Origin of the sequence: Acinetobacter sp. IK23, assembly GCF_035615275.1 — a bacterium.
Lineage (GTDB): Bacteria > Pseudomonadota > Gammaproteobacteria > Pseudomonadales > Moraxellaceae > Acinetobacter > Acinetobacter seifertii.
Genome location: NZ_JANBNX010000030.1, coordinates 22,642 through 44,419, shown reverse-complemented (window position 1 = coordinate 44,419; position 21,778 = coordinate 22,642). Strand labels below are relative to the sequence as shown.

General features: G+C 37.6%; 24 protein-coding genes and 1 pseudogene. 16 read left to right on the top strand and 9 right to left on the bottom strand.

Annotated features, from left to right (window positions below; genetic code table 11):
* Positions 1-101 precede the first annotated feature (101 nt).
* The 3 genes from MSG95_RS16300 (at position 102) to MSG95_RS16290 (ending at position 2,140) form a co-directional block, all read left to right on the top strand.
* Positions 102-938 carry a ParA family protein gene (locus MSG95_RS16300; protein WP_324645136.1) on the top strand — a complete coding sequence of 279 codons (837 nt, stop codon included), beginning with the start codon at positions 102-104 and terminating at the stop codon, positions 936-938.
* 10 nt (positions 939-948) lie between these two features.
* A complete protein-coding gene (locus MSG95_RS16295) occupies positions 949-1,335 on the top strand; it encodes a hypothetical protein (protein WP_005071968.1) in 387 nt (128 codons plus the stop codon).
* Positions 1,336-1,549: 214 nt separating this feature from the next.
* Positions 1,550-2,140, top strand: coding sequence for a LysE family transporter (locus MSG95_RS16290; protein WP_077165040.1), 591 nt, complete (start codon positions 1,550-1,552; stop codon positions 2,138-2,140).
* Between the two features lie 8 nt (positions 2,141-2,148).
* Here MSG95_RS16290 and MSG95_RS16285 read toward each other — a convergent pair whose 3' ends face one another.
* Entirely contained in the window at positions 2,149-2,790 is a 642-nt protein-coding gene (locus MSG95_RS16285; RefSeq protein WP_077165076.1) for a DedA family protein, read from the bottom strand.
* Positions 2,791-2,984: 194 nt separating this feature from the next.
* On the opposite strand from MSG95_RS16285, the gene MSG95_RS16280 reads away from it, so the two are divergent.
* Complete coding sequence (locus MSG95_RS16280) at positions 2,985-3,422, top strand: DoxX family protein (RefSeq protein ID WP_077165039.1); 438 nt, start codon at positions 2,985-2,987, stop codon at positions 3,420-3,422.
* A 60-nt stretch (positions 3,423-3,482) separates the two neighbouring features.
* On the opposite strand, the gene MSG95_RS16275 is transcribed toward MSG95_RS16280, so the two are convergent.
* The gene (locus tag MSG95_RS16275; protein WP_171057791.1) at positions 3,483-4,700 is read right to left on the bottom strand and encodes a DUF445 domain-containing protein; all 1,218 of its coding nucleotides are present in this window, start codon (positions 4,698-4,700) and stop codon (positions 3,483-3,485) included.
* Between the two features lie 387 nt (positions 4,701-5,087).
* Between MSG95_RS16275 and guaA the strand changes: the two genes are divergently transcribed.
* The gene (guaA, locus tag MSG95_RS16270) at positions 5,088-6,656 is read left to right on the top strand and encodes a glutamine-hydrolyzing GMP synthase (protein WP_004705956.1); all 1,569 of its coding nucleotides are present in this window, start codon (positions 5,088-5,090) and stop codon (positions 6,654-6,656) included.
* 330 nt (positions 6,657-6,986) lie between these two features.
* Positions 6,987-7,521: pseudogene (gene hemG / locus MSG95_RS16265) on the top strand (menaquinone-dependent protoporphyrinogen IX dehydrogenase).
* 178 nt (positions 7,522-7,699) lie between these two features.
* On the opposite strand, the gene MSG95_RS16260 reads toward hemG, so the two are convergent.
* A complete protein-coding gene (locus MSG95_RS16260; protein WP_039252894.1) occupies positions 7,700-8,095 on the bottom strand; it encodes a tautomerase family protein in 396 nt (131 codons plus the stop codon).
* A gap of 172 nt (positions 8,096-8,267) precedes the next feature.
* On the opposite strand from MSG95_RS16260, the gene MSG95_RS16255 reads away from it, so the two are divergent.
* From MSG95_RS16255 to MSG95_RS16225, 7 genes are all read left to right on the top strand, one after another.
* A complete protein-coding gene (locus MSG95_RS16255) occupies positions 8,268-8,612 on the top strand; it encodes an SMI1/KNR4 family protein (RefSeq protein WP_039252895.1) in 345 nt (114 codons plus the stop codon).
* Positions 8,613-8,817: 205 nt separating this feature from the next.
* Positions 8,818-9,345: a PadR family transcriptional regulator gene (locus tag MSG95_RS16250; protein ID WP_077165038.1), complete on the top strand. Its 528-nt coding sequence runs from the start codon at positions 8,818-8,820 to the stop codon at positions 9,343-9,345.
* 13 nt (positions 9,346-9,358) lie between these two features.
* Positions 9,359-9,748, top strand: coding sequence for a Fur family transcriptional regulator (locus tag MSG95_RS16245; RefSeq protein WP_077165037.1), 390 nt, complete (start codon positions 9,359-9,361; stop codon positions 9,746-9,748).
* Positions 9,749-9,770: 22 nt separating this feature from the next.
* On the top strand, positions 9,771-10,076 hold the full coding sequence (locus MSG95_RS16240; protein WP_077165036.1) for a DUF3861 domain-containing protein: 306 nt from the start codon (positions 9,771-9,773) through the stop codon (positions 10,074-10,076).
* Between the two features lie 158 nt (positions 10,077-10,234).
* Positions 10,235-11,182, top strand: a complete 948-nt coding sequence (locus MSG95_RS16235; protein ID WP_077165035.1) for a pirin family protein — start codon at positions 10,235-10,237, stop codon at positions 11,180-11,182.
* Positions 11,179-11,586 (top strand): OsmC family protein, encoded by a 408-nt coding sequence (locus MSG95_RS16230; RefSeq protein ID WP_019457989.1) that lies wholly within the window; start codon positions 11,179-11,181, stop codon positions 11,584-11,586. Before MSG95_RS16235 ends, MSG95_RS16230 begins: the two co-directional genes overlap by 4 nt.
* Positions 11,587-11,699: 113 nt before the next feature.
* Positions 11,700-12,368 (top strand): glutathione S-transferase, encoded by a 669-nt coding sequence (locus tag MSG95_RS16225; protein WP_039252904.1) that lies wholly within the window; start codon positions 11,700-11,702, stop codon positions 12,366-12,368.
* Between the two features lie 43 nt (positions 12,369-12,411).
* Here the strand turns inward: MSG95_RS16225 and MSG95_RS16220 are convergent, their stop codons facing one another.
* Positions 12,412-13,032, bottom strand: coding sequence for an SPOR domain-containing protein (locus MSG95_RS16220; RefSeq protein ID WP_004705949.1), 621 nt, complete (start codon positions 13,030-13,032; stop codon positions 12,412-12,414).
* A gap of 139 nt (positions 13,033-13,171) precedes the next feature.
* Positions 13,172-14,962: an arginine--tRNA ligase gene (gene argS, locus MSG95_RS16215; protein ID WP_077165034.1), complete on the bottom strand. Its 1,791-nt coding sequence runs from the start codon at positions 14,960-14,962 to the stop codon at positions 13,172-13,174.
* Positions 14,963-15,458: 496 nt separating this feature from the next.
* Here argS and MSG95_RS16210 point away from each other — a divergent pair, with 496 nt between their 5' ends.
* Both MSG95_RS16210 and MSG95_RS16205 read left to right on the top strand, forming a co-directional pair.
* Entirely contained in the window at positions 15,459-17,156 is a 1,698-nt protein-coding gene (locus MSG95_RS16210; RefSeq protein WP_151819459.1) for an NAD-dependent malic enzyme, read from the top strand.
* A gap of 239 nt (positions 17,157-17,395) precedes the next feature.
* On the top strand, positions 17,396-17,833 hold the full coding sequence (locus MSG95_RS16205) for a hypothetical protein (protein WP_077165032.1): 438 nt from the start codon (positions 17,396-17,398) through the stop codon (positions 17,831-17,833).
* A gap of 130 nt (positions 17,834-17,963) precedes the next feature.
* Here MSG95_RS16205 and MSG95_RS16200 read toward each other — a convergent pair whose 3' ends face one another.
* Positions 17,964-18,884 carry a Dyp-type peroxidase gene (locus tag MSG95_RS16200; protein ID WP_077165031.1) on the bottom strand — a complete coding sequence of 307 codons (921 nt, stop codon included), beginning with the start codon at positions 18,882-18,884 and terminating at the stop codon, positions 17,964-17,966.
* 157 nt (positions 18,885-19,041) lie between these two features.
* Here MSG95_RS16200 and MSG95_RS16195 point away from each other — a divergent pair, with 157 nt between their 5' ends.
* Positions 19,042-19,668, top strand: a complete 627-nt coding sequence (locus MSG95_RS16195) for a LysE family transporter (RefSeq protein ID WP_004705944.1) — start codon at positions 19,042-19,044, stop codon at positions 19,666-19,668.
* Between the two features lies 1 nt (position 19,669).
* Here MSG95_RS16195 and znuB read toward each other — a convergent pair whose 3' ends face one another.
* Genes znuB through MSG95_RS16180 form a run of 3 tightly spaced genes read right to left on the bottom strand, consistent with a single transcriptional unit; the run spans position 19,670 to position 21,741 of the window.
* On the bottom strand, positions 19,670-20,479 hold the full coding sequence (gene znuB / locus MSG95_RS16190) for a zinc ABC transporter permease subunit ZnuB (protein WP_019457995.1): 810 nt from the start codon (positions 20,477-20,479) through the stop codon (positions 19,670-19,672).
* 3 nt (positions 20,480-20,482) lie between these two features.
* Positions 20,483-21,271, bottom strand: a complete 789-nt coding sequence (gene znuC / locus MSG95_RS16185; RefSeq protein WP_077165030.1) for a zinc ABC transporter ATP-binding protein ZnuC — start codon at positions 21,269-21,271, stop codon at positions 20,483-20,485.
* Positions 21,244-21,741, bottom strand: coding sequence for a transcriptional repressor (locus MSG95_RS16180; RefSeq protein ID WP_002054239.1), 498 nt, complete (start codon positions 21,739-21,741; stop codon positions 21,244-21,246). The genes znuC and MSG95_RS16180 overlap by 28 nt, the downstream gene beginning before the upstream one ends.
* Positions 21,742-21,778: the final 37 nt, after the last annotated feature.

Genomic DNA, 21,778 nt, shown 5'->3' with positions numbered 1-21,778 from the left:
AGTAGTCTCCTTTATACTTTGTTGACATGTGTCAATGATTTAATAGATACTAATAAATCTTGTATGGCTTGTATATAGAGTTATTCACAAATATTGACACTATAGTTCAATGCCCGGAAAAAAAAGGCGGTGTAGGGAAATCAAGTATTACTGTAAATTTGGCTGCGATTAGTGCCAAACATGGCTTTAGGACCTTGGTTATCGATCTGGATCCTCAAGCCAACTCTAGCCAATACCTTTTAGGCGAAGAAGCAACATACGCTGCTGATAAAGCCGTTTTAGAACCAAATATTGAAAACTTCTTTGAAGATGTGCTGGGGAACAATCAACAAAAAGGTCTAATTGGTAATGCATTAGGCTCAATTTTAAAAGCCCCTCGGAACAAAGACCTCGACAGTTTTGTGCACTCGACATCCTTTGATAAATTAGATGTACTTCCAGCAAGCCCTACGCTTGGTGCACTTGAGCACGCACTTGAAAGCAAGCATAAAATTTATAAATTGCGTGATTCTATTCAAAGCTTAATTGGGCGCTATGACCGTATTTATATCGATACACCACCAGCTTTTAACTTTTTCACGTTGTCTGCCTTAATTGCAGCAGATAAGGTCCTGATTCCTTTCGACTGTGATGTCTTTTCAAAGCGTGCGTTACAAACATTGATTGAAAATGTTCTCGAAACGCAAGATGATCATAATGATCGCTTGGAAATTGAAGGAATTGTGGTGAACCAGTTCCAATCCCAAGCAAAATTACCTCGGGAAGTGGTCCAGCAGTTGAAAGATGAAGGGTTGCCTGTGCTCAATAGCATGTTACCGCCTTCAATTTTAATGAAAGAATCGCATCAGAAAAATTTACCTTTGGCCCATTTGGCACCAGAACATAAATTGACTCAGGCTTATGAGACATTATTTGGTGAGATTGAGCCAAAACGATAAGAGAAAAATGATGAAAGGCTTATATATTGCGCCTTTGGTGGCAGCCACGTTACTTCTTGGCGCTTGTGCTACAACGGTAAAACCGACTTATGTGTCTCCGACACAGTATCAATCTTTGAGTTGCCAACAACTGCAAAGTGAATATAACCGTATTCAACAATATATCGATAATGGCGTACAAACTCCAAAAAGTACAGGTATGGGCGTTGGGCTTGGACTTGGTGGTGGCTGGGGACGAGGCGGTTGGGGATTCGGTCCATCCATCTCTGTTAATATGGGACAATCTTCTTCAACCAAGAACACCGAACTTTCACGTGTTTTAGGCCAACAAGAAGCAATTGTTCAGGCAGCTCAGTTTAAAAATTGTCCAATAATTGTCCGTAAAAAGGCGAATTAATAGTCATCTTTGCATCACAATATGCTAGTCAAAGCATATTGTGATGATTAAAGTTTAGCAAAATGTTTCATAATAAAATAAATATAAATCAGTATCTTAGTTTAATATGGTTACAATGATACTTGTATTTTTTCTCGTCAAGTTATGCTCTTAACTTGCTATATTTTGTCTATTTCGTTTAAGGTGGCCCCATCTTTACCAATGTGGAAACTTTATGATTGAAAGCTGGTTTTTTGTATTAGCAATGTTGGCTGTTTTGCTTATTCCTGGGCCGACAAACGCACTACTTGCAACCGCCGCTCATTCACAAGGTTTATCTAAAATATTCTGGCTTATTCCAATGCAATGGTTAGGTTATGCCTATGGGATTAGCTTTTGGGCTGTCTTTATTCATTTAGCAGCTCCAGTTTGGCCTGCGTTACTGCTCATTTTGCATATTACGAGCGTGTTATATGTGTTCTGGATGGCATTTCGTTTATGGAAAACTACACATTTACAGCAGTTTAGTCAGAACCACCGTAATATTCGCCCACGTCAGTTATTCTTCTCTACTTTAAAAAATCCTAAATCCTTACTGTTTGCAGCTGGTATTTTTCCTGCCGAAACATGGAATACGCCTGAAAATTGTCTAATGGTATTTGGTGTTTTTACATTGACGCTCATTCCAGCTGCGAGTTTCTGGATGATTTTTGGACGTGCACTATTAACGGGCCCAGTACAAAAAATAAAAGCCGATCATTTATATAAAGGATCGGCTATGTTGCTTATTTTATGTATGCTTCCAGTGGTATTCCGTTTCTTCTAAATTAAGCCTTAAGCGTTGGTTTTCCGGCTTTTTAGTTTTTCACGTATAAAGCCGATGATGCCCGGTAAAACACTAATAATAATGATGCCAAAAATAAGATGAGTGAAGTTGTCTTTAACGATTGGCATATTTCCAAATAGATAGCCCAACGCCAAAAAAGAAGCGACCCAACAAAATGCGCCAATCACATTATAAGTTAAGAAAAACTTATAGTTCATGCTGCCAGCACCCGCAACAAAAGGGGCAAAAGTACGGGCAAATGGAACAAAGCGAGCAAAAATAATTGTTTTGCCACCATGACGAGCAAAGAATTCTTGAGTTTTAATTAAATGCTGCTTATTAATGAATCGTGAATTCATTTCAAATACACGTGGACCGATAAAACGACCAATATGGTAGTTCACTGTATCGCCTAAAACGGCAGCAATGAAGAGTAGAGCACCCAATAACCATGGATCCATCGCACCTGTAGATGCTGCTAAAGCGCCAGCTGCAAATAGTAAACTATCTCCCGGTAAAAACGGCATAACCACTAAACCGGTTTCGACAAAGATAATTAAAAATAAAATGCCATAAATCCACGTCCCGTAATTTGTAATAAACTCGGCGAGATGTTGATCAACGTGTAGAATAAAATCAAGAAGTTCCATGAGATGATTAAGTGGTAAACCGTGCTCAAATCCTAGCAGTGACTCCATAGAAAGTCAGTATAAAACATCAAAAATATACAAATTGATCATCCTGTTTGTGCAACGATATGTATGGATTTTGAGTATTTAATTCTCGATATCCCAAACCTAGAATGAGTTAATTAATAAATAAGCATTTAAATAAAGGTGACAAAATGTTTAATCCAAATGTAGTGGTCAAAAATATTGTAACGCAATCAGGTGTGGACAGTTTTATTAGCCTTATTGCTCGTTTTCTTATGGCTTATATCTTCCTTGTTTCTGGTTGGGGGAAAATTACCGGTTATGCAGCAACTGCAGGATATATGGAAGCAATGGGGGTACCTGGTGCACTTCTTCCATTAGTTATCTTGGTTGAGTTTGGTGGTGGCTTAGCCTTGTTATTTGGTTTCCAAGCGCGTTTTGCGGCTTTCGGGCTTGGTATCTTTAGTATTTTAAGTGCTTTTTTGTTCCACCAAGGTGGTGCCGATGCAGCGGCACAATACAATAATGGCATTCAATTTATGAAAAACTTGGCAATGGCAGGTGGTTTATTCTTCCTAATGCTTCACGGTGCTGGACGTATTAGCCTAGACCATGCAATTGAAAAATAATATTCAAGATAAAATAAAAAACCGGATGAGCAATTCATCCGGTTTTTTTATATTTAAAAATTAGAGCATGAACTGGATTTGTAATTCCCCAACAACAAAACCAAGTACGGCGCCTACTGCAATGAGTGCCCACTCATCTTCTTTGAACGCGGGACGCAACATTCCTTCAAATTCGGATGGTGTTAATTTTTGCATACGTTCAATTAAAGTGCTGCGAATATTCATTGCATCTTCTGCATAAGACTCAACATATTTCATGGTCTCTGGCAGTTGTTGCATAATACGTTCTGCAACTTGTGTTTTCATATTCTGGTATTTTTCTCCACCAATTGCGTATACAACAAGTGGACGAATGACACCTGCCTGCATATCAATTTCCTGTTTAACATGGCGGTTCACCAAGTCAATCACACGTGCAGAGTGAGTGCCGGAAAATAGCTCTTCCATCATATGACGTGAAGTTAAAAGCTGTTTGGAAATCAAGGCTGCATAGTCAGCTGCTACTTCATTCTGACGTTTAATAAACAGACCTTGCCATGTATAGCCCAATATCTTTTTAGGATAGAGCGGTCTAAACATCATTTGTAGCGCAATCCAGTCACTGAAAAATCCTACAAATCCGCCAAACATCGGCAACATCCAAGGATATTTACCTTGCGTGATAATCCAGCACAGCATCTGAATCACACCAATACCAAAACCGAATACAAAGCCAACGTTACTGAAAAATTTAAATTCTTGTTTGCCTACACGTTTAAAAATATTGTTGAGTAAACGCTTATCTTTAAGCAAATTACTAATCACCAAATGCTTAATATCAAAATATCGATTTACGTCACGTTGCACTTCACTCATGATGTGCTCGACAATTTCAGGCGCTTTGGATTGCACTCTACGGATCAGTCTTTGACGGGCAAACTCAGGCATGCCTTCCCATAAACCGGGTTGATACTCTTGCGCAACTTCACGCGTAATATCTTCTGCTGCTGCCATTAATGGTTTTTCAATTTCTTTGGCAATACGCTTTGGGTCAAGACGAGCAAAAATTTCTTCGGGTTTAATCAGCTTGGCTGTCATGAGTTCAACAGCAATGGTTGCCATTTTTTCAGCTTTACGAGGTACGATACCTTGCCAGCCAAAAAACGGTTTAATACCTTTAAATTCAAGTGGTGAGAACATCATTTGAATGGCAATCACTTTAGTGACATAGCCAATTAAACCACTCATGAAAGGAATAGAGACATACAACCAAAAATGTTGCTGGAAATCTGCAATCATAGTTTGAAGCATTGTTGTTCCTTAGATTTCTATTGATTTTGATATGGGGCAACAAGCCATAAAAAACGGATCACTGTTTAAGGACAGACAAATATCGCTTAATGGTATTTACCTTTCCATGGTAATGCCTGTTTTATCGGGTCATCTTAACATCAAATTCATGAGGATGTTGCATAGAATGTGATGAATTTATCAATGTGTATGAAGATTTTAAGCGGTATACAGTACATTGATAAATATCAATAAATTTGTATTTATATCAATCAATCTAAATATCAAAATGATTATGATATGAAAAAAACAAGATATATGATGATTTGCGGTGCGCCGAAGCGTGAAAAATGTTAAAATGGCGCGCTTAATTCTTTTGCCATTTAGTGGTTTGTCATGACTACCAATACTCAAATTACTGAAGATCGTATCCTGATTCTGGATTTCGGCTCTCAATATAGTCAGCTCATTGCACGTCGTGTACGTGAAGCTGGTGTTTACTCTGAAATGTATGCCTTTGATATGTCTGAAGAAGACATTCGTGCTTTTAACCCAAACGGTATTATTTTGTCAGGTGGACCTGAGAGTGTGCATGAAGAGGGCAGCCCACGAGCACCACAGGTGGTGTTTGAATTAGGCGTTCCAGTATTGGGTATTTGCTATGGTTTACAAACCATGTCTGAACAGTTAGGCGGTAAAGTTGAGCCGGGTACTGTACATGAGTTTGGTTATGCCGAAGTTGATATCGTTAAACGTGACCAACTTATTGGTAACTTACAAGACCGTGAAAACCAACTTCATGTTTGGATGAGCCACGGCGATAAAGTGAGCCAGATTCCAGAAGGTTTTACGATTACTGCAAGCACACCAAGCTGTCCAGTTGCTGCTGTAAGTGATGAAGCGCGTCGTTTCTATGGCGTGCAATTCCATCCAGAAGTAACGCACACGGCAAAAGGTGAAGAGTTACTTGCAAACTTCGTTCATAAAATTTGTGGCTGTGGTGGTCTTTGGACACCTGAACACATCATCGATTTACGTGTGGAACAATTACGTCAGCAAATCGGCGATGAAAAAGTTCTTTTAGGTCTTTCTGGTGGTGTTGACTCATCTGTTGTTGCTGCGCTTTTACACAAAGCAATTGGCGACCAGTTAACATGTGTATTTGTTGATAATGGCTTACTTCGTTTAAACGAAGGTGACCAAGTAATGCAAATGTTTGCTGAAAACATGGGTATCCGTGTGATTCGTGCAGATGCTGAACAACGTTTCTTAACTGCATTGGCTGGTGAAGTTGATCCAGAGAAAAAACGTAAGATCATTGGCCGTGAATTCATCGAAGTATTTGCTGAAGAAGCACGTAAACTTGATGGCGTGAAATTCTTGGCACAAGGCACGATTTACCCAGACGTAATCGAATCTGCTGCAAGCAAACAAGGTAAAGCACACGTTATTAAATCTCACCACAACGTGGGTGGTTTACCTGACGATTTAGAGTTTGAATTGGTTGAACCTTTACGTGATTTGTTTAAAGACGAAGTACGTAAGTTAGGTACTACACTTGGCTTGCCACACAGCATGATTTACCGCCATCCATTCCCGGGCCCTGGTTTAGGTGTTCGTATTTTGGGTGAAGTTAAAAAAGAATATGCAGATATTCTTCGTCTTGCTGATGACATCTTTATGCAAGAGCTTCGCGACAGCGGCTGGTACGACAAAACTGCTCAAGCATTTGCTGTATTCCAACCAGTTAAGTCAGTTGGTGTAGTAGGTGATGGTCGTCGTTATGCATGGGTAATCGCACTTCGTGCAGTTGAAACGGTTGACTTTATGACAGCTCGTTTTGCACATTTACCATATGAACTAGTTGATAAAATCTCAACTCGTATTATGAATGAAATTAAAGATGTATCACGTGTTGTATACGACGTGTCATCTAAACCACCAGCAACGATTGAGTGGGAGTAAAATTGGGGTTTCAAAATGCAACGCATTTTGCCAATTTTACGCCAAGAGCTATGCTCGCGGCAGTGACATTTTAGAATAGATTAAGAAAAAGCCGACTTGGAAAAGTCGGCTTTTTCTATCTTGATTAATGAAGTTGAAGCCTTTAATAGATTTCTATTAAAGACTCAAATTTTTTCTTATAAGCGTCACTATATTGTTAATTTAAGAGATAATTAAAAGCTAAGGAATAGGGGTACAGACGGGCCTATCAAAATGCTCTTATACATACAATTTTTAAGTGAAAAATTCATTTATTATTAATAAGTAGCTTTAAGCTGAAGAAATAACTTTATGAAAAGAATATTAATAGCCTTCTCAAGTATAGATGGACAGACATTTAAAATTTGTAATGGAATTAGACATATATTGGTTAATGATGGGCATCAAGTTGATGTTGTCTCTATTAATGAGGGTTCTAAAATTAAAGAAGACTATTCATTTATTCTTATTGCTGCCAGTATTCGATATGGAAATTATCATAAATCTGTTTATAAATTCATTGAAGATAATTTATGTACAATAGAGCAAACAGCTAATGGTTTTCTTTCAGTGAGTGCAACTGCTAGAAAAGTTGGTCGAGATGATCCTTTAGTAGATATATACATTCAAAAAAATTAAGAAAAGATCAGGTTGGACTCCTTGTCTTGTTAAAATTATAGCAGGAGCAATTGATTACCCAAAGTATAAGCTGTTTGATCGTTTTATGATTCAAATGATTATGCTAATAACTGATGGTCCTATAGATACTTCAAAGAGCTTTGAATTTACTGATTGGCATAAAGTGAGACTATTTGGTTTGGAAATATCTAATAAATTAAAAATTTAAATATAATTTGGCATTATCTAAATTTAAAATTATTCTTGTTTCGTTAATTATGTATTTATTAATGCTATAGAAAACAAAAGAGATTAGAGATACACATTTATTGGATATTATCAGTAGAAAGAGTACATTAGTACTTTTCTACTGCTTAGGTTTGGTAATAGAAAAGTGGTAGAGCTTATTAAATATTAATATCAAATCCTAAATTTACATCACAAGCAGCTTGTCCCCCTCGTATCCCCCAATTTTCTGTGGGGAGTTCCCGAATAAGAATTTTGATATGGTCGTCTGGTATATCTAGTAGGGATAAGTTTTTAACGATTGACCGATATAAAGTTCTTTTAGTTTCTATTGAGCGACCAACAAAGCAGTCGATCTGAATTAAAGTAAAACATTCGGGTTTTTGCAAATTTGGTGGGCAGAGAAATAAATGTGGCTCATGTATGTTTAAGCGAATATCTCTATCATGGTCAGGCAACTTTAATACCTGTTTACATGCAAGATAAACAGTATTTATAAGTTTTTGCTCAAACTGTGGCGAATATTTATTTCTAATATCAATACTTATTGTGGGCATGATTCTTTAGCACTTTTATAATCTAAGGAAATGATAATACATTGATCAAATAAAGATTTCTTTTAATTTTATGATAGATAAATAAAAGCTTGTTTATTAAGAAAGATAGTTATTTTTAAACATTAGAGTATAAAACTAAAATTCTATAGGAAGTATAGAAGGAAATAAGGTTATGCCACTACTAAATGAACTAAAAATCAAAATTGAAAGTGATTTCCATAGGCCACTACCGGACATATATTTTCAATTATTAGAATTTTCGGACGGCATTTTATTTGAAAGTGGTGTACTTATTTATTCTTCTAATGAAGTTTTTGAAAGAAATCAAACTTTTGAAGTGCAGAAATATGCAGAAGATTATTTAGCCATAGGTGATGACAGTGGTGGAATGTCAATTCTTATACCATTTCGAGGAGAGGGTGTTTTTGTAGTAGATCAGGGCAGTATGGATCCTAATGATATGAGCAAAATTAGTGATTCCTTGATGAACTGGTTCAAGGCTGGTTGCCAAATTTAACTGTTCGAGAATGAATTTTAAATGGGACATAAATAGTTTTAAGAGTGCTTAAGCACTCTTTTTTATTGCTTAACTTTTAAAGATAAAAATTAATCTTAATAACTATCAATACAATAGATCATATATTATTAATTATACTTGATAAAAGATATATTAAGATATATCTTAATATTCATAAATTAAACATATTAGAGAATCTTCAAAGATGAAACAACAATCAGAACATCATCATACTGAGCACAATGAACATCACCACGGCCATCACCGTTCGGGACGCCGTGGAAGACTTTTTGAAGCTGGACGTATGAAACTTTTAGTACTTTATCTTATTCAGCAAAGTCCTAAGCATGGTTATGAAATTATAAAAGAAATAAGTGATTTGGTCGGTGATGGCTATACGCCTAGTGCGGGAACAATCTATCCGACTTTGACGAATCTTGAAGAAATGAACCTAATTAACTTGTTAGATATAGAGCGTAAGCAATATCAAATTACGGAGTTTGGGGAAGCTTATTTAGCTGAACAGCAAGACAAACTAAGTGGACTTTTAGAGAAATTACGTTTGAGACGTGAAATTCACAGTAATGATCAATTAATTGAAATTCACCGCGCCATGGAAAATTTAAAAACTGCCTTACGCTTGAAACTCAATACAACTGATTTGCAGCAAGAGCAGATCTATCAAATTGCCGAAAAAATTGATCAGGCTGCGGTTGCAATCGGGCGCCTATAAGTTGAGATACAACATGTTAGAGCTACAGCAAAAAATCAAAGAAGCGGGCCTAAAAGTCACTCATCCAAGACTTGCTGTTTTGTCTTTAATTCAACAGCAACCGGAAGATTTAACGGTTAAACAGATTTATCAAAAGCTATACACCCAAAAACAGAAGTTGAGTTTGGCGACGGTTTATAGGGTGGTCAGTGATTTGGTAGGAGCAGGCCTAATTTCAAATACTCAATTCCAACGAGGTGAAGCCAAATTTACCTTATCAAATTTAGCCAACAATCAACTTCTACAGATTCATTGTGCAGAACTGACAGAAGCCAAACAAGAACAATTTCTAGCGAGTTTGCAATCGGTATTTAATCAATTTCAAGTTGACTTAAAGCAGATTGAAATTATCCAAAACCATTAATTTTTTAATAGAGAATGTATCTATGAAACAACATCAATATCACGTTACGGTACAACATTTAAAAGATGCCAAAGGCGAAGTTTCTAACTATATGGAAAGACTCGAGTTCTATACTGGTAATCATGACGATATTTTTGAGATTGTTGAAAAGTTAAGGAGTGCAGAATTTTTCGATGATCAAACTACAAAGTCTTTTGCTGTTGGTCTAAAGTTATTTAGTGAAGTCATGCTGGAAAATCGAGATCATGCATTGTTTCAAGAGTTCTTTCCGCAGTTCGGACAATTTATGAAAAATCTAAAACAGCTCGTTAAAACTCAGTCATCTTAAGCTGCTAAATGCAGCTTTATTTATTTTTTATAACTAAAAAAGATTGTCTCATTCATAACACCCTGTGTATTACTAAAAGACTATATTGAATAATGAGTGTATTGTTAAGATCAGTATAACAACTCATTGCAAAAGCATAGGTAAAAGAGAGTAATATCATGAGCAATAATAATGATTACGATATTTCTGATTCAAAAGATTGTGAGAAATTTGCCAATCAATTTATTCAGGAATTTCCAATTCGCTCTGCTGAAATTGGACAGGGGACAGTCATTAAGCGGGCTTTACCTAGCCGTCAAAAGCGAATGATTGGTGCGTGGTGTTTCCTAGATCATGCAGGCCCAGTAACTTTTCCAGCGGGTGATGGTCTAGATGTTGGTCCTCATCCTCACATTGGTTTGCAAACCTTCACGTGGATGATTGAAGGCACCATGATGCATACTGATAGTTTAGGTTCAAAGCAATTGATCCGTCCTAAACAAGTAAACCTGATGACAGCAGGTCATGGTATCTCTCATACAGAAGTTGCCCCTCATACAGAAACTCAAATGCATGCTGCCCAGCTTTGGATCGCATTGCCTGACCATAAGCGCAATATGGATCCTAAATTTGAACACTACCCAGAACTACCCGTTGTTGAAAAGGATGGTTTAGAGTTTACCGTCCTTGTGGGTGAATACTTGGCAACTACTTCCCCAGTTGCAGTGCATACGCCGTTAGTAGGTGTTGATTTAATTGCTACCGAAGATACTAAAACACGTATTCCACTAAATCCTGAGTTTGAATATGGTTTTATGGCATTAGATGGGGTTGCTCATGTGAATGGCCATGAACTCACTGCCGACAACATGGTTGTATTAGATATGGGTTTAAGTGAAATTGAAATTGAAGTAAAGAAAGGGAACCGTGTGCTGTTAGTTGGTGGTGAACCGTTTGAAACTCCAATTTTACTATGGTGGAACTTTGTTGCACGTACAATGGATGATTTAAAAGAAGCGCGGGAGCAGTGGATTAATCATGACGTGCGTTTTGGTGAAATTCCAGATTACGTGGGTGCGCGTTTAGAAGCGCCAGTTCTTCCAGATCAAATGAGAGCATCAAAATGACAGCAGTAATTGCAAGCAGTAAAGCAAAGCCTCTTGCTGAGCAGTGGAAGGGCGAAATCACCAGTGGTCGTCATCAATATTTTTGTGACGAACCAGAGAAGTTAGAAGGGCATGACCAAGGTCCAGCTCCTTATGATTTACTTACGGGAAGTCTGGCAGCTTGTACACTTATTACTTTAAGAATGTATGCAAAGCATAAAGATTATGACTTTGGTGAGTTCTCGGTTGAAATTGATTTTCATACCAATCGTGAGCATGAAGAACATATTGAACGTCGTATTGTTTTTAAACAGTTACCAAGCGAAGAACTACAGCAAAAAATATTAACAGTGTGTAGTAAAACGCCTGTTACTAAAACTTTGTTACGTAGTTTAGACATTCATACTGTGCTTGTTACAGTGTAAAAATGCTATTTTGTTGAGGTGGATGATTTTATATCCATCCCACAAATGGAATAAAACAGCATGTTCACATGCTGTTTTTTATGTAAAAAAGAAAAATAAAAGTAGGCAATAGCATGATTAGTGTACACCACCTGGAATGTTCGCGATCGTTTCGGATTTTATGGGCTTTAGAAGAGTTAGGTTTGGATTATGATATTCATTATTATCAACGTCTTCCCAACTATTCTGCGCCAGAAACACTGAAATGTATTCATCCCCTCGGCAAAGCCCCAATTTTGACAGACGATGAACAAGTCATTGCAGAGTCAGCGGTCATTTTGGAGTATTTACAGCAGCGTTACGATCAAAATCAGCAATTTAAACCTAAGCAATCTCAGGATTTACAGCAATATATTTACTGGATGCACTATGCTGAAGGTTCACTTATGCCTTTATTGGTCATGACTTTAGTTATGAATAGTGTAAACAAACACGTGCCATGGTTAATCCAACCTGTAGCAAAAAAAATCACAGAAGGGGTTAAAGCAAGTTTTGTTCGTCCGCGTATGAAAGATCATATTAGTTTTTTAGAAAACTACTTGTCTGAACATGAATATTTTGCAGGGGATTTTTCATTTGCTGATATTCAAATGAGCTTTCCACTAGAAGCTCTTCAGTCCCGTTTACAAGGTAAATATCCGCATATTCAAGCCTTTTTACATCGTATTCAGCAGCGGCCAGCTTTTCAAAAGGCAAAACAAAAGAGTTTGGGTTCAAACGAAAGAAATTGTGCTGACATATAAAAGAAAAGGAACAAATATTTGTTCCTTTTTTATCACTCTTGCTTTATTTGCGTTTAATTACGATAGAGTCAATACCACTATGTTGTAATGTTTGCTGGGCTGCAAGCGCAGCATCTTGAGTATCATATGGACCAGAAATAACACGATACCAAGTCTTACCATTTTCAGAACTTTTGACTACATCGGCAGATAAGCCATTTAAAATAATTTCTGCACGACGAGCATCTGCTTGATCGGGGTCTGTATAGCTACGGACTTGTAAAATGTAATTTGGTTGTTGAGGTGCAGCAGCTGTAGAGTCATCGCTATCAGTAGTAGCAACAGACTCTGATGCAGCAGGTTGTGCTGTACTAGGCGCCTCTACAATCATTGCTGTACCCTGATTTTTACTTTCAGGGATTGCTTGTTCCGGAATAGGGGTTACTTGTTGCTGAGGCAATAGATCATAAAAGCGATAGTCTTTATTGGTCTCTTCTTCTTTATAGTGATCAGACGTAATCTGATTTTTTGAAGAAACAGGTTGCCACGGTTTCCACAGCATGAGCATTACCGCAATGCATAAGACGACTAAAATAGCGACAAGTGTCCCTAGCCATTTAGGGATTAAAGGCTTTTTAGGCTTATTAGGTCTTTCAGATACACCGCGTTGCGTTTTGCCAAACACGTGGATTATTCCTCTGTCTTTTGATTGTTTTCTTTCGAGTTTACTTTAAAACATCGCTCTGTAAGGTTTATATCATCACAAAGCGATGTCTTTTACAGCATGGCTGAATATGTAGTTCTACCAAATATCCAGCATTTATTTACATGGCTTCAGGTGCAGAAACACCAAGTAATTCTAAGCCATTACGCAATACTTGTTGTACATTGATTGAAAGTAATAAGCGTGCTTGTGTAAGTTCAGCATCATCACTTAAAACTTTGTGTTCATTGTACCAACCGTGGAATAGCGCAGCTAATTCCTTTAAGTAGTTACCTACTTGGTGTGGTTCATATGCATTAGCAGCACGTAATACAACGTCTGGATATGCAGCAAGTTTAGCAAGAATTTCAGTTTCTGCATCAAGTGATAAACGTGCAGCATGCGAACGAGCAGCATCCACTTCAAACTGTAAGCCAGTGCTTGCTGCTTTTTCTAACATACGGCAGATACGTGCATGAGCGTATTGAATATAATAAACCGTATTGTCTTTGCTTTGTGATACAGCAAGATCTAAGTCAAAGTCAATGTGTTGTTCGCTTTTACGCATTACATAGTAAAAACGAGCAGCATCGTTCCCAACTTCTTTACGTAAGTCGCGTAAAGTCACGAATTGACCTGAACGAGATGACATTTGAACCATCTCGCCACCGCGCCACAAACTTACGAACTGAACTAAAAGAACAGTCAATTTTTTCGAGTCATAACCCATCGCATCAATCGCAGCTTTTACGCGAGAGATATAGCCGTGGTGGTCAGAACCCCAAATATCAACAAGGTCAGTATAACCACGTTGTAATTTATTTAAGTGGTAAGCAATGTCAGAGGCAAAGTAAGTCGTTTGACCATTACGGCGCTTAACAACACGGTCTTTTTCATCGCCAAATTCAGTCGATTTAAACCAGATATTGCCATCTTTTTCATAAAGGAAGCCACGTTGATCAAGTGTTTCTAAAGCTTCATCAATTTTTGCGCTAAGAGATGCTTCACTGAACCATTGATTGAAAGTTACGCCAAAGTCAGCAAGGTCATCTTTAATGTCATCTAAAATCGCATGAAGAGCGGCTTGATGGAAAACACGGTAGCCTTCACCTAATAATTGTTGTGAGTTGGCAATAAGACCATCAATGTGCTTTTCTTTGTCACCAGACAATACAACTTTATTGCCTTCGCTATCGAGTTCATCTGCATATTGCACGTCTTCTGGCACATCTTTATAGACGTCTGCTACATCACGAACATATGCATTGTTATCTTTGTCGATAATGCTTTGGGCAATCTCTTTAACGTAGTCGCCTTGATAAGCATTTTTTGGAAATACAAGGTCTTGGCCCAATAATTCTAAATAACGTAAATAGGTAGAAGTCGCCAAAATATCCATTTGACGGCCAGCATCATTTACATAGTATTCGCGATCAACTTTAGCACCTGTTGCTTCAAGCAAGTTTGCAACAGTCATACCATAAGCAGCACCACGGCCATGACCTACGTGTAGGCTAGATGTCGGGTTTGCAGAAACGAATTCAACTTGAATCTTTTTCGCTGCATTTGATTGGCTACGGCCAAAGATTTCTTTTTGAGCTTGAATTTGATCAAGAATCGCAAAACGTTGGTCTGCATTTAAGAAGAAATTGATAAAACCAGGACCTGCGATTTCCGCTTTACTGATATCTGCAACTTCCGGTAGAGCCGCAAGAATTTTTTCAGCTAAATCACGTGGTTTCATACCAGCAGCTTTAGAGCCGATCATGGCAATATTAGAAGCAAAGTCGCCATGGCTTCGGTCTTTGGTGCGCGTTAAATTGCTTGAATTATTCCAATCCGAAGGAAGCACGCCTTCTTGCTGAAGGGTTTGCACTGCATGGTCGAGAGCTGCTTGTATTGCCGTATTCATATCAATCGAAAATAGATGTCGCAGAAAAACGTCAAATATAGCAAATTTCCTATGAGTTGGGGGAGTGCATTTAACGCTTTCACTGAATTTCTTTCTTTTCGTTCTCTACAACTATTTTTTTTGTAAATATTGAAAAATAAACCTAAGTAAATTCTAAAAGCACGTAAATATAGGCTTTTTAGACAATATTTTCTAAATTATAAGCTAGTAAAACACTTGGTATTTTTTATAAAAATGTAATAGGCTGAAAAATTATAGGATTGTAAGCCCAGTATAGTGTTAATAGAGAATAATTTTAAAAAACTAGTAAATCATAAGTAATTAATTTTTAATATTTATTTTATATTATATATTTACTAAATAGTCTTTAATTTTAATATCACAGTTTAAAATACCTATTTCGTCTCAAATAGTCTTAAGCTTACACATACAACGAGCTTTAGAGAGTGCTGAAACTGTACTTTTCGGAGTTCTAAGCTGGAAAATGAGATAGGCAATGATATCAGGACACCCAAGTAAACACCCACTTTATATCCCTTATGCAGGCTATACACTTTTAGAGTTACCCCTTTTAAATAAAGGATCTGCTTTCACTCAAGAAGAAAGAAGTAACTTTAACTTACATGGGTTACTTCCACATATTATTGAAACTATTGAAGAGCAAAGCCAACGCTCTTATCAGCAATATTGTGCTTTTAATGATGATATAAATAAGCACATCTATTTACGTAATATCCAAGATACCAACGAAACTCTTTTTTATCACTTAATCGAAAATCATCTTGAAGAAATGATGCCGATTATTTACACCCCAACTGTGGGTGAGGCGTGCCAACGTTTTTCTGATATCTATCGCCGTCATCGTGGTATTTTTATTTCATATCCAGATCGTGATGTGATTGATGATATTTTGCAAAACGTTAATAAAAACAATGTCAAAGTCATCGTGATTACTGATGGTGAGCGTATCTTGGGTCTTGGTGACCAAGGTATTGGTGGTATGGGTATTCCAATTGGGAAACTCTCACTTTATACAGCATGTGGTGGTATTAGCCCCGCTTACACATTGCCAATCACAATTGATGTAGGGACGAATAACCCTCAATTATTAAATGACCCGATTTATATGGGATGGCGTCAACCACGTATTAGTGGTGATGAGTATTATGACTTTGTAGATATGGTGATTGAGGCCGTAAAACGTCGTTGGCCAAAAGCACTCATTCAGTTTGAAGATTTCGCACAAAAAAATGCGATGCCATTATTAGAAAAATATCGCGACAAGATTTGTTGTTTCAATGATGATATTCAAGGAACAGCAGCGGTATCTGTAGGTAGTTTGATTGCTGCAAGTCGTGCAGCGGGCAAGCAATTAAAAGATCAAACAATTGCTTTCTTAGGCGCAGGCTCTGCGGGATGCGGTATTGCAGAGCAAATTGTTGCGCAAATGGTTGCTGAAGGTCTGACTGATTCTGAAGCGCATGCACGTGTTTATATGGTAGATCGTTTTGGTTTGATTACTGAAAATCAGCCAAACTTACTAGACTTCCAACGTAAGTTAGTCCAAAAAGCTGAGGTGGTTGATCAATGGGGCAATATTGAAGAAGTGATTTCACTCCTTGATGTTGTTAAGAATGCTAAACCTACAGTGTTAATTGGTGTTTCTGGCCAACCAGGTCTATTCACTGAAGAAATTATTAAGACTATGGCTGCTAATTGTGAGCGACCAATTGTGATGCCGTTGTCTAACCCTACTTCACGTGTTGAAGCTGTACCAGCTGATATTGTGGAATGGACTGAAGGTAAAGCATTAATTGCAACGGGTAGTCCGTTTGCACCTGTAAATCATCATGGCAAACTTTACAATATTTCGCAGTGTAACAACTCATACATCTTCCCAGGTATTGGTTTGGGTGTAGTGGCATCAGGTGCTAAACGTGTTACAGAAAACATGCTTATGGCATCAAGTAGTGCATTAGCAGACTGTTCACCATTGTTGAAAGATCCACAAGCTGACTTATTGCCACCTTTGGGCGAAATTCAACAAGTGTCTAAAGTGATTGCATTTGAAGTGGCAAAAGCTGCAATGGCAGATGGTGTGGCTGTAACCATTAGCGATGACTTACTTAAACAGAAGATTGAACAATCATTCTGGAAACCAGAATACCGTAAATATAAGCGAATTCCTTTCTAAAATATTAGACGTGTAAAAAAGGGAGTAAAGTACTCCCTTTTTTATTAACTTAATTTGGCTACAGAAGTTTTTTAAATCTTCTAAAAATAAAATAGATGATTCACTTTTAGAAAATATTACTAATCTAAAATCATAAGTCATTTGTAAGTTTTGCTTCAGTTAATATTAGATATACTTGCTAGGTAATGGCTTTAATTAAGATCAGTTTTTAAATAACACATAATTATGAGTAGTTTTTCATGAAAAATATTTATATTTTAATTTTTATGGGCGCTTTAATGGCGTGTAGCGATAAAAGCCCAGATAAAACCCAACATGATGCTAATCATAAGTCAGATGTGGTGCGGGCGGATAAAAATCAATCAGGCTCTGCTGCAAGCGAAAAGAAAGAGAGTACGGATAAAGCAGTTAAATCAGCTGATCAAGTAGGGGAAATCTCTTGTTCAAATCCAAATATTACGCGATGGTATGGTTTTAATGAGAGTGTTGCTGAGCCTAAATGTGAAGTCGTAAAGAACTTTCAATTGTCAGCTTATAAGTGTGATATCTCTAAAAACACCTTTGGTGAAAATAAAGATGCCATTTTGCTAGAAAATCAAGATAAACGAATTTTTGTTTATTCAACTTCTAAAGACTGTAATGAAATGCTTGAAATAAGAAATGCGAATGGGCCTTAAGTTTATATTTAAGAGTGATTTTTATTAATTTATAAAGGTACAGATAATATTTTTGTAAAATGTCAGAGTACTTGTTCTTTGGTTTTAAATAAAAAAGTAGCTACCATGGTGATAGCTACTTTTTAAAAAATTAATCTTCTAAAACTTCTTCTAGTAACTCTTCACTTGGTGCAAAGTAATATGCGCCGTCTAGTGGTGTCACGAAGTGCAGTAAGCGGTCATGAATGCCATCGCCACTTGTGCCAAACATACGCTTCAACATGGCATCAATAATGTTCAGGTCTTTAGTATAAGCAATGAAGAATAAGCCTTGATCACCTTTACCATCGCCATAAGGTAAGCTATGGCGTAAGATTTCCATTTCTTCGCCTTTATCATCTTCAACGACAGTACGAGCAACGTGAGCATTGTCTGGCTTAACGTCATCATCTAATTCAATAGATTCAAGTTTAGTACGTCCCATGACATTTTCTTGCGCATCGACTTTAAGTTTTTTCCATTTTTCCAAATCATGTGCATAGCGCTGTGCAAATATGAAACTACCATCTGCAAATACTCCAGCACTTTCTGGAAGCAGAGCGGTTTCTGCGCGGTCGTCTGGAAATTGAGGGTTTTCGGTACCATCTATAAAGCCAGTAATATCGCGACCATCGAAATAACGGAAGCAAACACGTTCATCCAGAACTTCAACTTTATCTTTAATACCTTCAAAAAATGCTTGGCTTAATGCAAAACAAATATCTGAACGCATACTGGCAATGTGAATAAGCACATCAGCTGGTACGACAGGCATATTGAATGCACCATTTTCTGGTTCAAGTTGTTTAAAGCCCGCAGGAGATTGATTGTAAAGCTGTTTCCAGAGTTCTGGACCAAAAGCGACTGCTGTTTTGATTTGCGCGTCTGAATGCTGAGTAATGAGACGGTCACGTGTTTCGAATAAAGCTTCGAGTTGTTCTTTTAATTCAGCAATTGTTAGATCTTTTAAGCGAAGAACAATAAAACGGGCATGATCAGATGGTAATGGCAAAATGACAGATTGAGCAGTCATTGGAAGGTATCTCCTCAATTATAATTTAGTATGAGCTTCAATTATTGTGCCTGATGCGAAGAGCTGTTAGTAGTCTATTTATTGATTTTATTGTTTGAATTATCGTCACGATAGTTTTATAAAACGGTATAATTCCACTTTTATTGTTTATTTCACTATGTCTTTGCAAATTTGGTTTGCTTATATGCTGGCCTGTTGGGTTATTAGTATTTCTCCGGGAGCGGGCGCGATTGCTTCTATGTCGAGTGGTCTAAACTATGGTTTTAGACATGGTTACTGGAATGCGATTGGTTTGCAAATTGCTTTGTTAATTCAAATCATGATTGTAGCAGCGGGCGTAGGCGTTTTATTCGCGACGACGCCGTTGGCTTTTCAGATGGTTAAATGGTTTGGGGTAGCTTATTTATTGTATTTAGCCTATTTGCAGTGGACTGCGCCTATAAAAGATATTGAAATTCAGCATGAAAAAAAGAATAAATCTATTTCAGCACTGCTATTGAATGGCTTTGTGGTCAATATTAGTAATCCTAAAGCCATCGTATTTTTATTGGCGGTTTTGCCTCAGTTCTTAGATTTAAGTAAACCTCAATGGATACAATATCTGATTATGGCAGCTACTATGATTACCATTGATTTAATTGTAATGGCTGGATATACAGGGCTGGCGTCAAAGGTTTTAAGATTACTTCGCTCACCTAAACAACAAAAATATTTAAATCGTGGTTTTGCTGTCATGTTTAGTTGCGCGGCTTTATTACTCAGTACAGTTCATCAAGCAGCCTGATTTAGGCCGCTTGAGTTTGGTTTTTGATTTTTTGAACCATGAAAATAAGAGCAAAACCCAAAGCCATACATAAAACAATACTGAGGCCAGTTGAGATATTTAGTGCTGCGCTTGACCATAGGCCGACACTGACACCAAGTTGAGCTAAAACAAAAGCCCAAACAACCATTTGCTTTGGTGAATGAGCGAGTAGTCGAGCGCTCAATGCTGGAATAACCAGTAAGGCACCCATTAAAAGTGAACCTACTGCTCGTAAAGCTAATACTGTAAATAAGGCTAGCAGTAACATAAAAATGAGACGCTGCCATTTTGCATTTACGCCTTCACTAATTGCAATGTCTGGATCAATGGCAATTTGAATTTGAGGTTGCCAAAAACGATAAAGAATTGCCAGTGATACGGCAATAATTAATGTGAAAACAGGTAAATCGTGCCAGTCAATACTGAGTAAATCACCGAATAAATAACTTAAAAGCTCTGGTCTTAAACTTGGAACATGTTGAATAAATAGAAGACCACTACATAGTAATGTTGCTGAGCATAAGGCAAGTAGAGCATCGTTTGGCAAACGATTGTCATGCAATGCCCATAAAATAGCGACTAATAAAATAGCCGTACCTGCCACGCCAAGCCACAAAGGAAGGCTTAAAGCACCAGCAATTGCTACTCCAAGTAAGGTTCCGTGTGCCATCGTGTCTGCAAAAAAAGACATACGTCTCCATAACATGAGACAACCAAGTGGTGCGGTCAAAAAGACCAATAAGGTTCCCATAATCCATGCGGGTAACAATAATTGTAACCATTCCATCATGGCTTAAGCTTCCGGTTCTGGGTGAATGTGAGGTCGACTATTGTGAGGGCAGGGGTGTGCTGCATCACCATGCGCACAGTGGTCATGATGGTGTTGATAAAAAACTCGCTGGGTACCAAATATTGCCTGATACTCTGGATGCTGCTGAATATTTTCAGGTAAACCGCTACAGCATATATGTTTATTTAAACAAACAACTCTATGAGTCCCTTGCATCACCCACTGTAAATCGTGGGAAACAATTAAAATGGCACATCCATAACGCTCTGGCAGACTACGCACATACTCATAAAGCTCAGCTTCAGATTGAATATCTAGACCTTGCATCGGTTCATCAAGAACGAGGATATCTGGCTTTCTAAGTAAAGCACGTGCAAGCAGCACACGTTGGCGCTCTCCACCAGAAAGCTGCTGTACTTTTGATTGTTGTAGCTTTGCAATGCCAGTGTCTTGAATAATTTCTTGGCGAAGGGTAGGGCTACATTTTTCAAGATCTAATAAATCTTGAACACGTAAAGGAAGACTATGAGAAGGGTTAAACTTTTGAGGGACATAAGCCATTTTTAGTTTTTTGTCGCTTATGACACTTCCGCTACTTGGTTTTAAAATTCCAAGTAGAACTTTAATTAAAGTCGACTTACCCGCACCATTTGGACCAATTAAGGTCACAATTTCATTTTGATGCAAATCAAAATCGACTTTTTTTAATATATCCCGATCATCACGGTGAACAGAAACCTGTTCAAGTTGAATCAATACAGGATTTAGCGAGCTGTGCGGCACTGCTGGCATTTCCCCGAAATTTCAATAATGCTGTGTTGTGCTGTGAAATCATCTAAAGCTGCAAGTTGGTCGAGTTGTTGAGTCAGACCTTGTGAAGATGCTTCTTTAACAGTGTGACATTCGGTGCAAATTAAGAATGCAGCTTGATGTCCTTCGCGTGGATGACAGCATGGAATATAAGCATTAATAGATGTTAATCGATGAATTAGACCTTTTTCTAATAAGAAGTCTAAAGTTCTATAAACAGTAGGAGGAGCGGCAGGACGATCTGTTTGACTTTTAATACGTGCTAATAAGTCATACGCACCCATTGGACCTGAAGCATTTAAAATGAGTTCAAGAACTTCTTTACGTAAAGGCGTAAGACGTGCACCAACCGCAGAACATAAAGTTTCTGCTTCAGCTAAACGACTTGCGACATTATGGTGATCATGTACACCATGCAAAGAATCATGATGTTCATGCGTGCAAGAACTCATAGACATAACCTCAAATTTTTAATGGAATATTAGCATG

What these genes read in the sequence shown, in the direction of transcription:
- argS (WP_077165034.1), bottom strand. Translation starts at nt 14,962, where the DNA reads ATGAATACGGCAATACAAGCAGCTCTCGACCATGCAGTGCAAACCCTT.
- MSG95_RS16245 (WP_077165037.1), top strand. Translation starts at nt 9,359, where the DNA reads ATGTTAGAGCTACAGCAAAAAATCAAAGAAGCGGGCCTAAAAGTCACT.
- MSG95_RS16280 (WP_077165039.1), top strand. Translation starts at nt 2,985, where the DNA reads ATGTTTAATCCAAATGTAGTGGTCAAAAATATTGTAACGCAATCAGGT.
- MSG95_RS16230 (WP_019457989.1), top strand. Translation starts at nt 11,179, where the DNA reads ATGACAGCAGTAATTGCAAGCAGTAAAGCAAAGCCTCTTGCTGAGCAG.
- MSG95_RS16260 (WP_039252894.1), bottom strand. Translation starts at nt 8,095, where the DNA reads ATGCCCACAATAAGTATTGATATTAGAAATAAATATTCGCCACAGTTT.
- MSG95_RS16235 (WP_077165035.1), top strand. Translation starts at nt 10,235, where the DNA reads ATGAGCAATAATAATGATTACGATATTTCTGATTCAAAAGATTGTGAG.
- MSG95_RS16285 (WP_077165076.1), bottom strand. Translation starts at nt 2,790, where the DNA reads ATGGAACTTCTTGATTTTATTCTACACGTTGATCAACATCTCGCCGAG.
- MSG95_RS16205 (WP_077165032.1), top strand. Translation starts at nt 17,396, where the DNA reads ATGAAAAATATTTATATTTTAATTTTTATGGGCGCTTTAATGGCGTGT.
- znuC (WP_077165030.1), bottom strand. Translation starts at nt 21,271, where the DNA reads ATGCCAGCAGTGCCGCACAGCTCGCTAAATCCTGTATTGATTCAACTT.
- MSG95_RS16240 (WP_077165036.1), top strand. Translation starts at nt 9,771, where the DNA reads ATGAAACAACATCAATATCACGTTACGGTACAACATTTAAAAGATGCC.
- MSG95_RS16210 (WP_151819459.1), top strand. Translation starts at nt 15,459, where the DNA reads ATGATATCAGGACACCCAAGTAAACACCCACTTTATATCCCTTATGCA.
- MSG95_RS16255 (WP_039252895.1), top strand. Translation starts at nt 8,268, where the DNA reads ATGCCACTACTAAATGAACTAAAAATCAAAATTGAAAGTGATTTCCAT.
- MSG95_RS16275 (WP_171057791.1), bottom strand. Translation starts at nt 4,700, where the DNA reads ATGATTGCAGATTTCCAGCAACATTTTTGGTTGTATGTCTCTATTCCT.
- MSG95_RS16195 (WP_004705944.1), top strand. Translation starts at nt 19,042, where the DNA reads ATGTCTTTGCAAATTTGGTTTGCTTATATGCTGGCCTGTTGGGTTATT.
- MSG95_RS16225 (WP_039252904.1), top strand. Translation starts at nt 11,700, where the DNA reads ATGATTAGTGTACACCACCTGGAATGTTCGCGATCGTTTCGGATTTTA.
- MSG95_RS16200 (WP_077165031.1), bottom strand. Translation starts at nt 18,884, where the DNA reads ATGACTGCTCAATCTGTCATTTTGCCATTACCATCTGATCATGCCCGT.
- guaA (WP_004705956.1), top strand. Translation starts at nt 5,088, where the DNA reads ATGACTACCAATACTCAAATTACTGAAGATCGTATCCTGATTCTGGAT.
- MSG95_RS16250 (WP_077165038.1), top strand. Translation starts at nt 8,818, where the DNA reads ATGAAACAACAATCAGAACATCATCATACTGAGCACAATGAACATCAC.
- znuB (WP_019457995.1), bottom strand. Translation starts at nt 20,479, where the DNA reads ATGATGGAATGGTTACAATTATTGTTACCCGCATGGATTATGGGAACC.
- MSG95_RS16180 (WP_002054239.1), bottom strand. Translation starts at nt 21,741, where the DNA reads ATGAGTTCTTGCACGCATGAACATCATGATTCTTTGCATGGTGTACAT.
- MSG95_RS16295 (WP_005071968.1), top strand. Translation starts at nt 949, where the DNA reads ATGAAAGGCTTATATATTGCGCCTTTGGTGGCAGCCACGTTACTTCTT.
- MSG95_RS16290 (WP_077165040.1), top strand. Translation starts at nt 1,550, where the DNA reads ATGATTGAAAGCTGGTTTTTTGTATTAGCAATGTTGGCTGTTTTGCTT.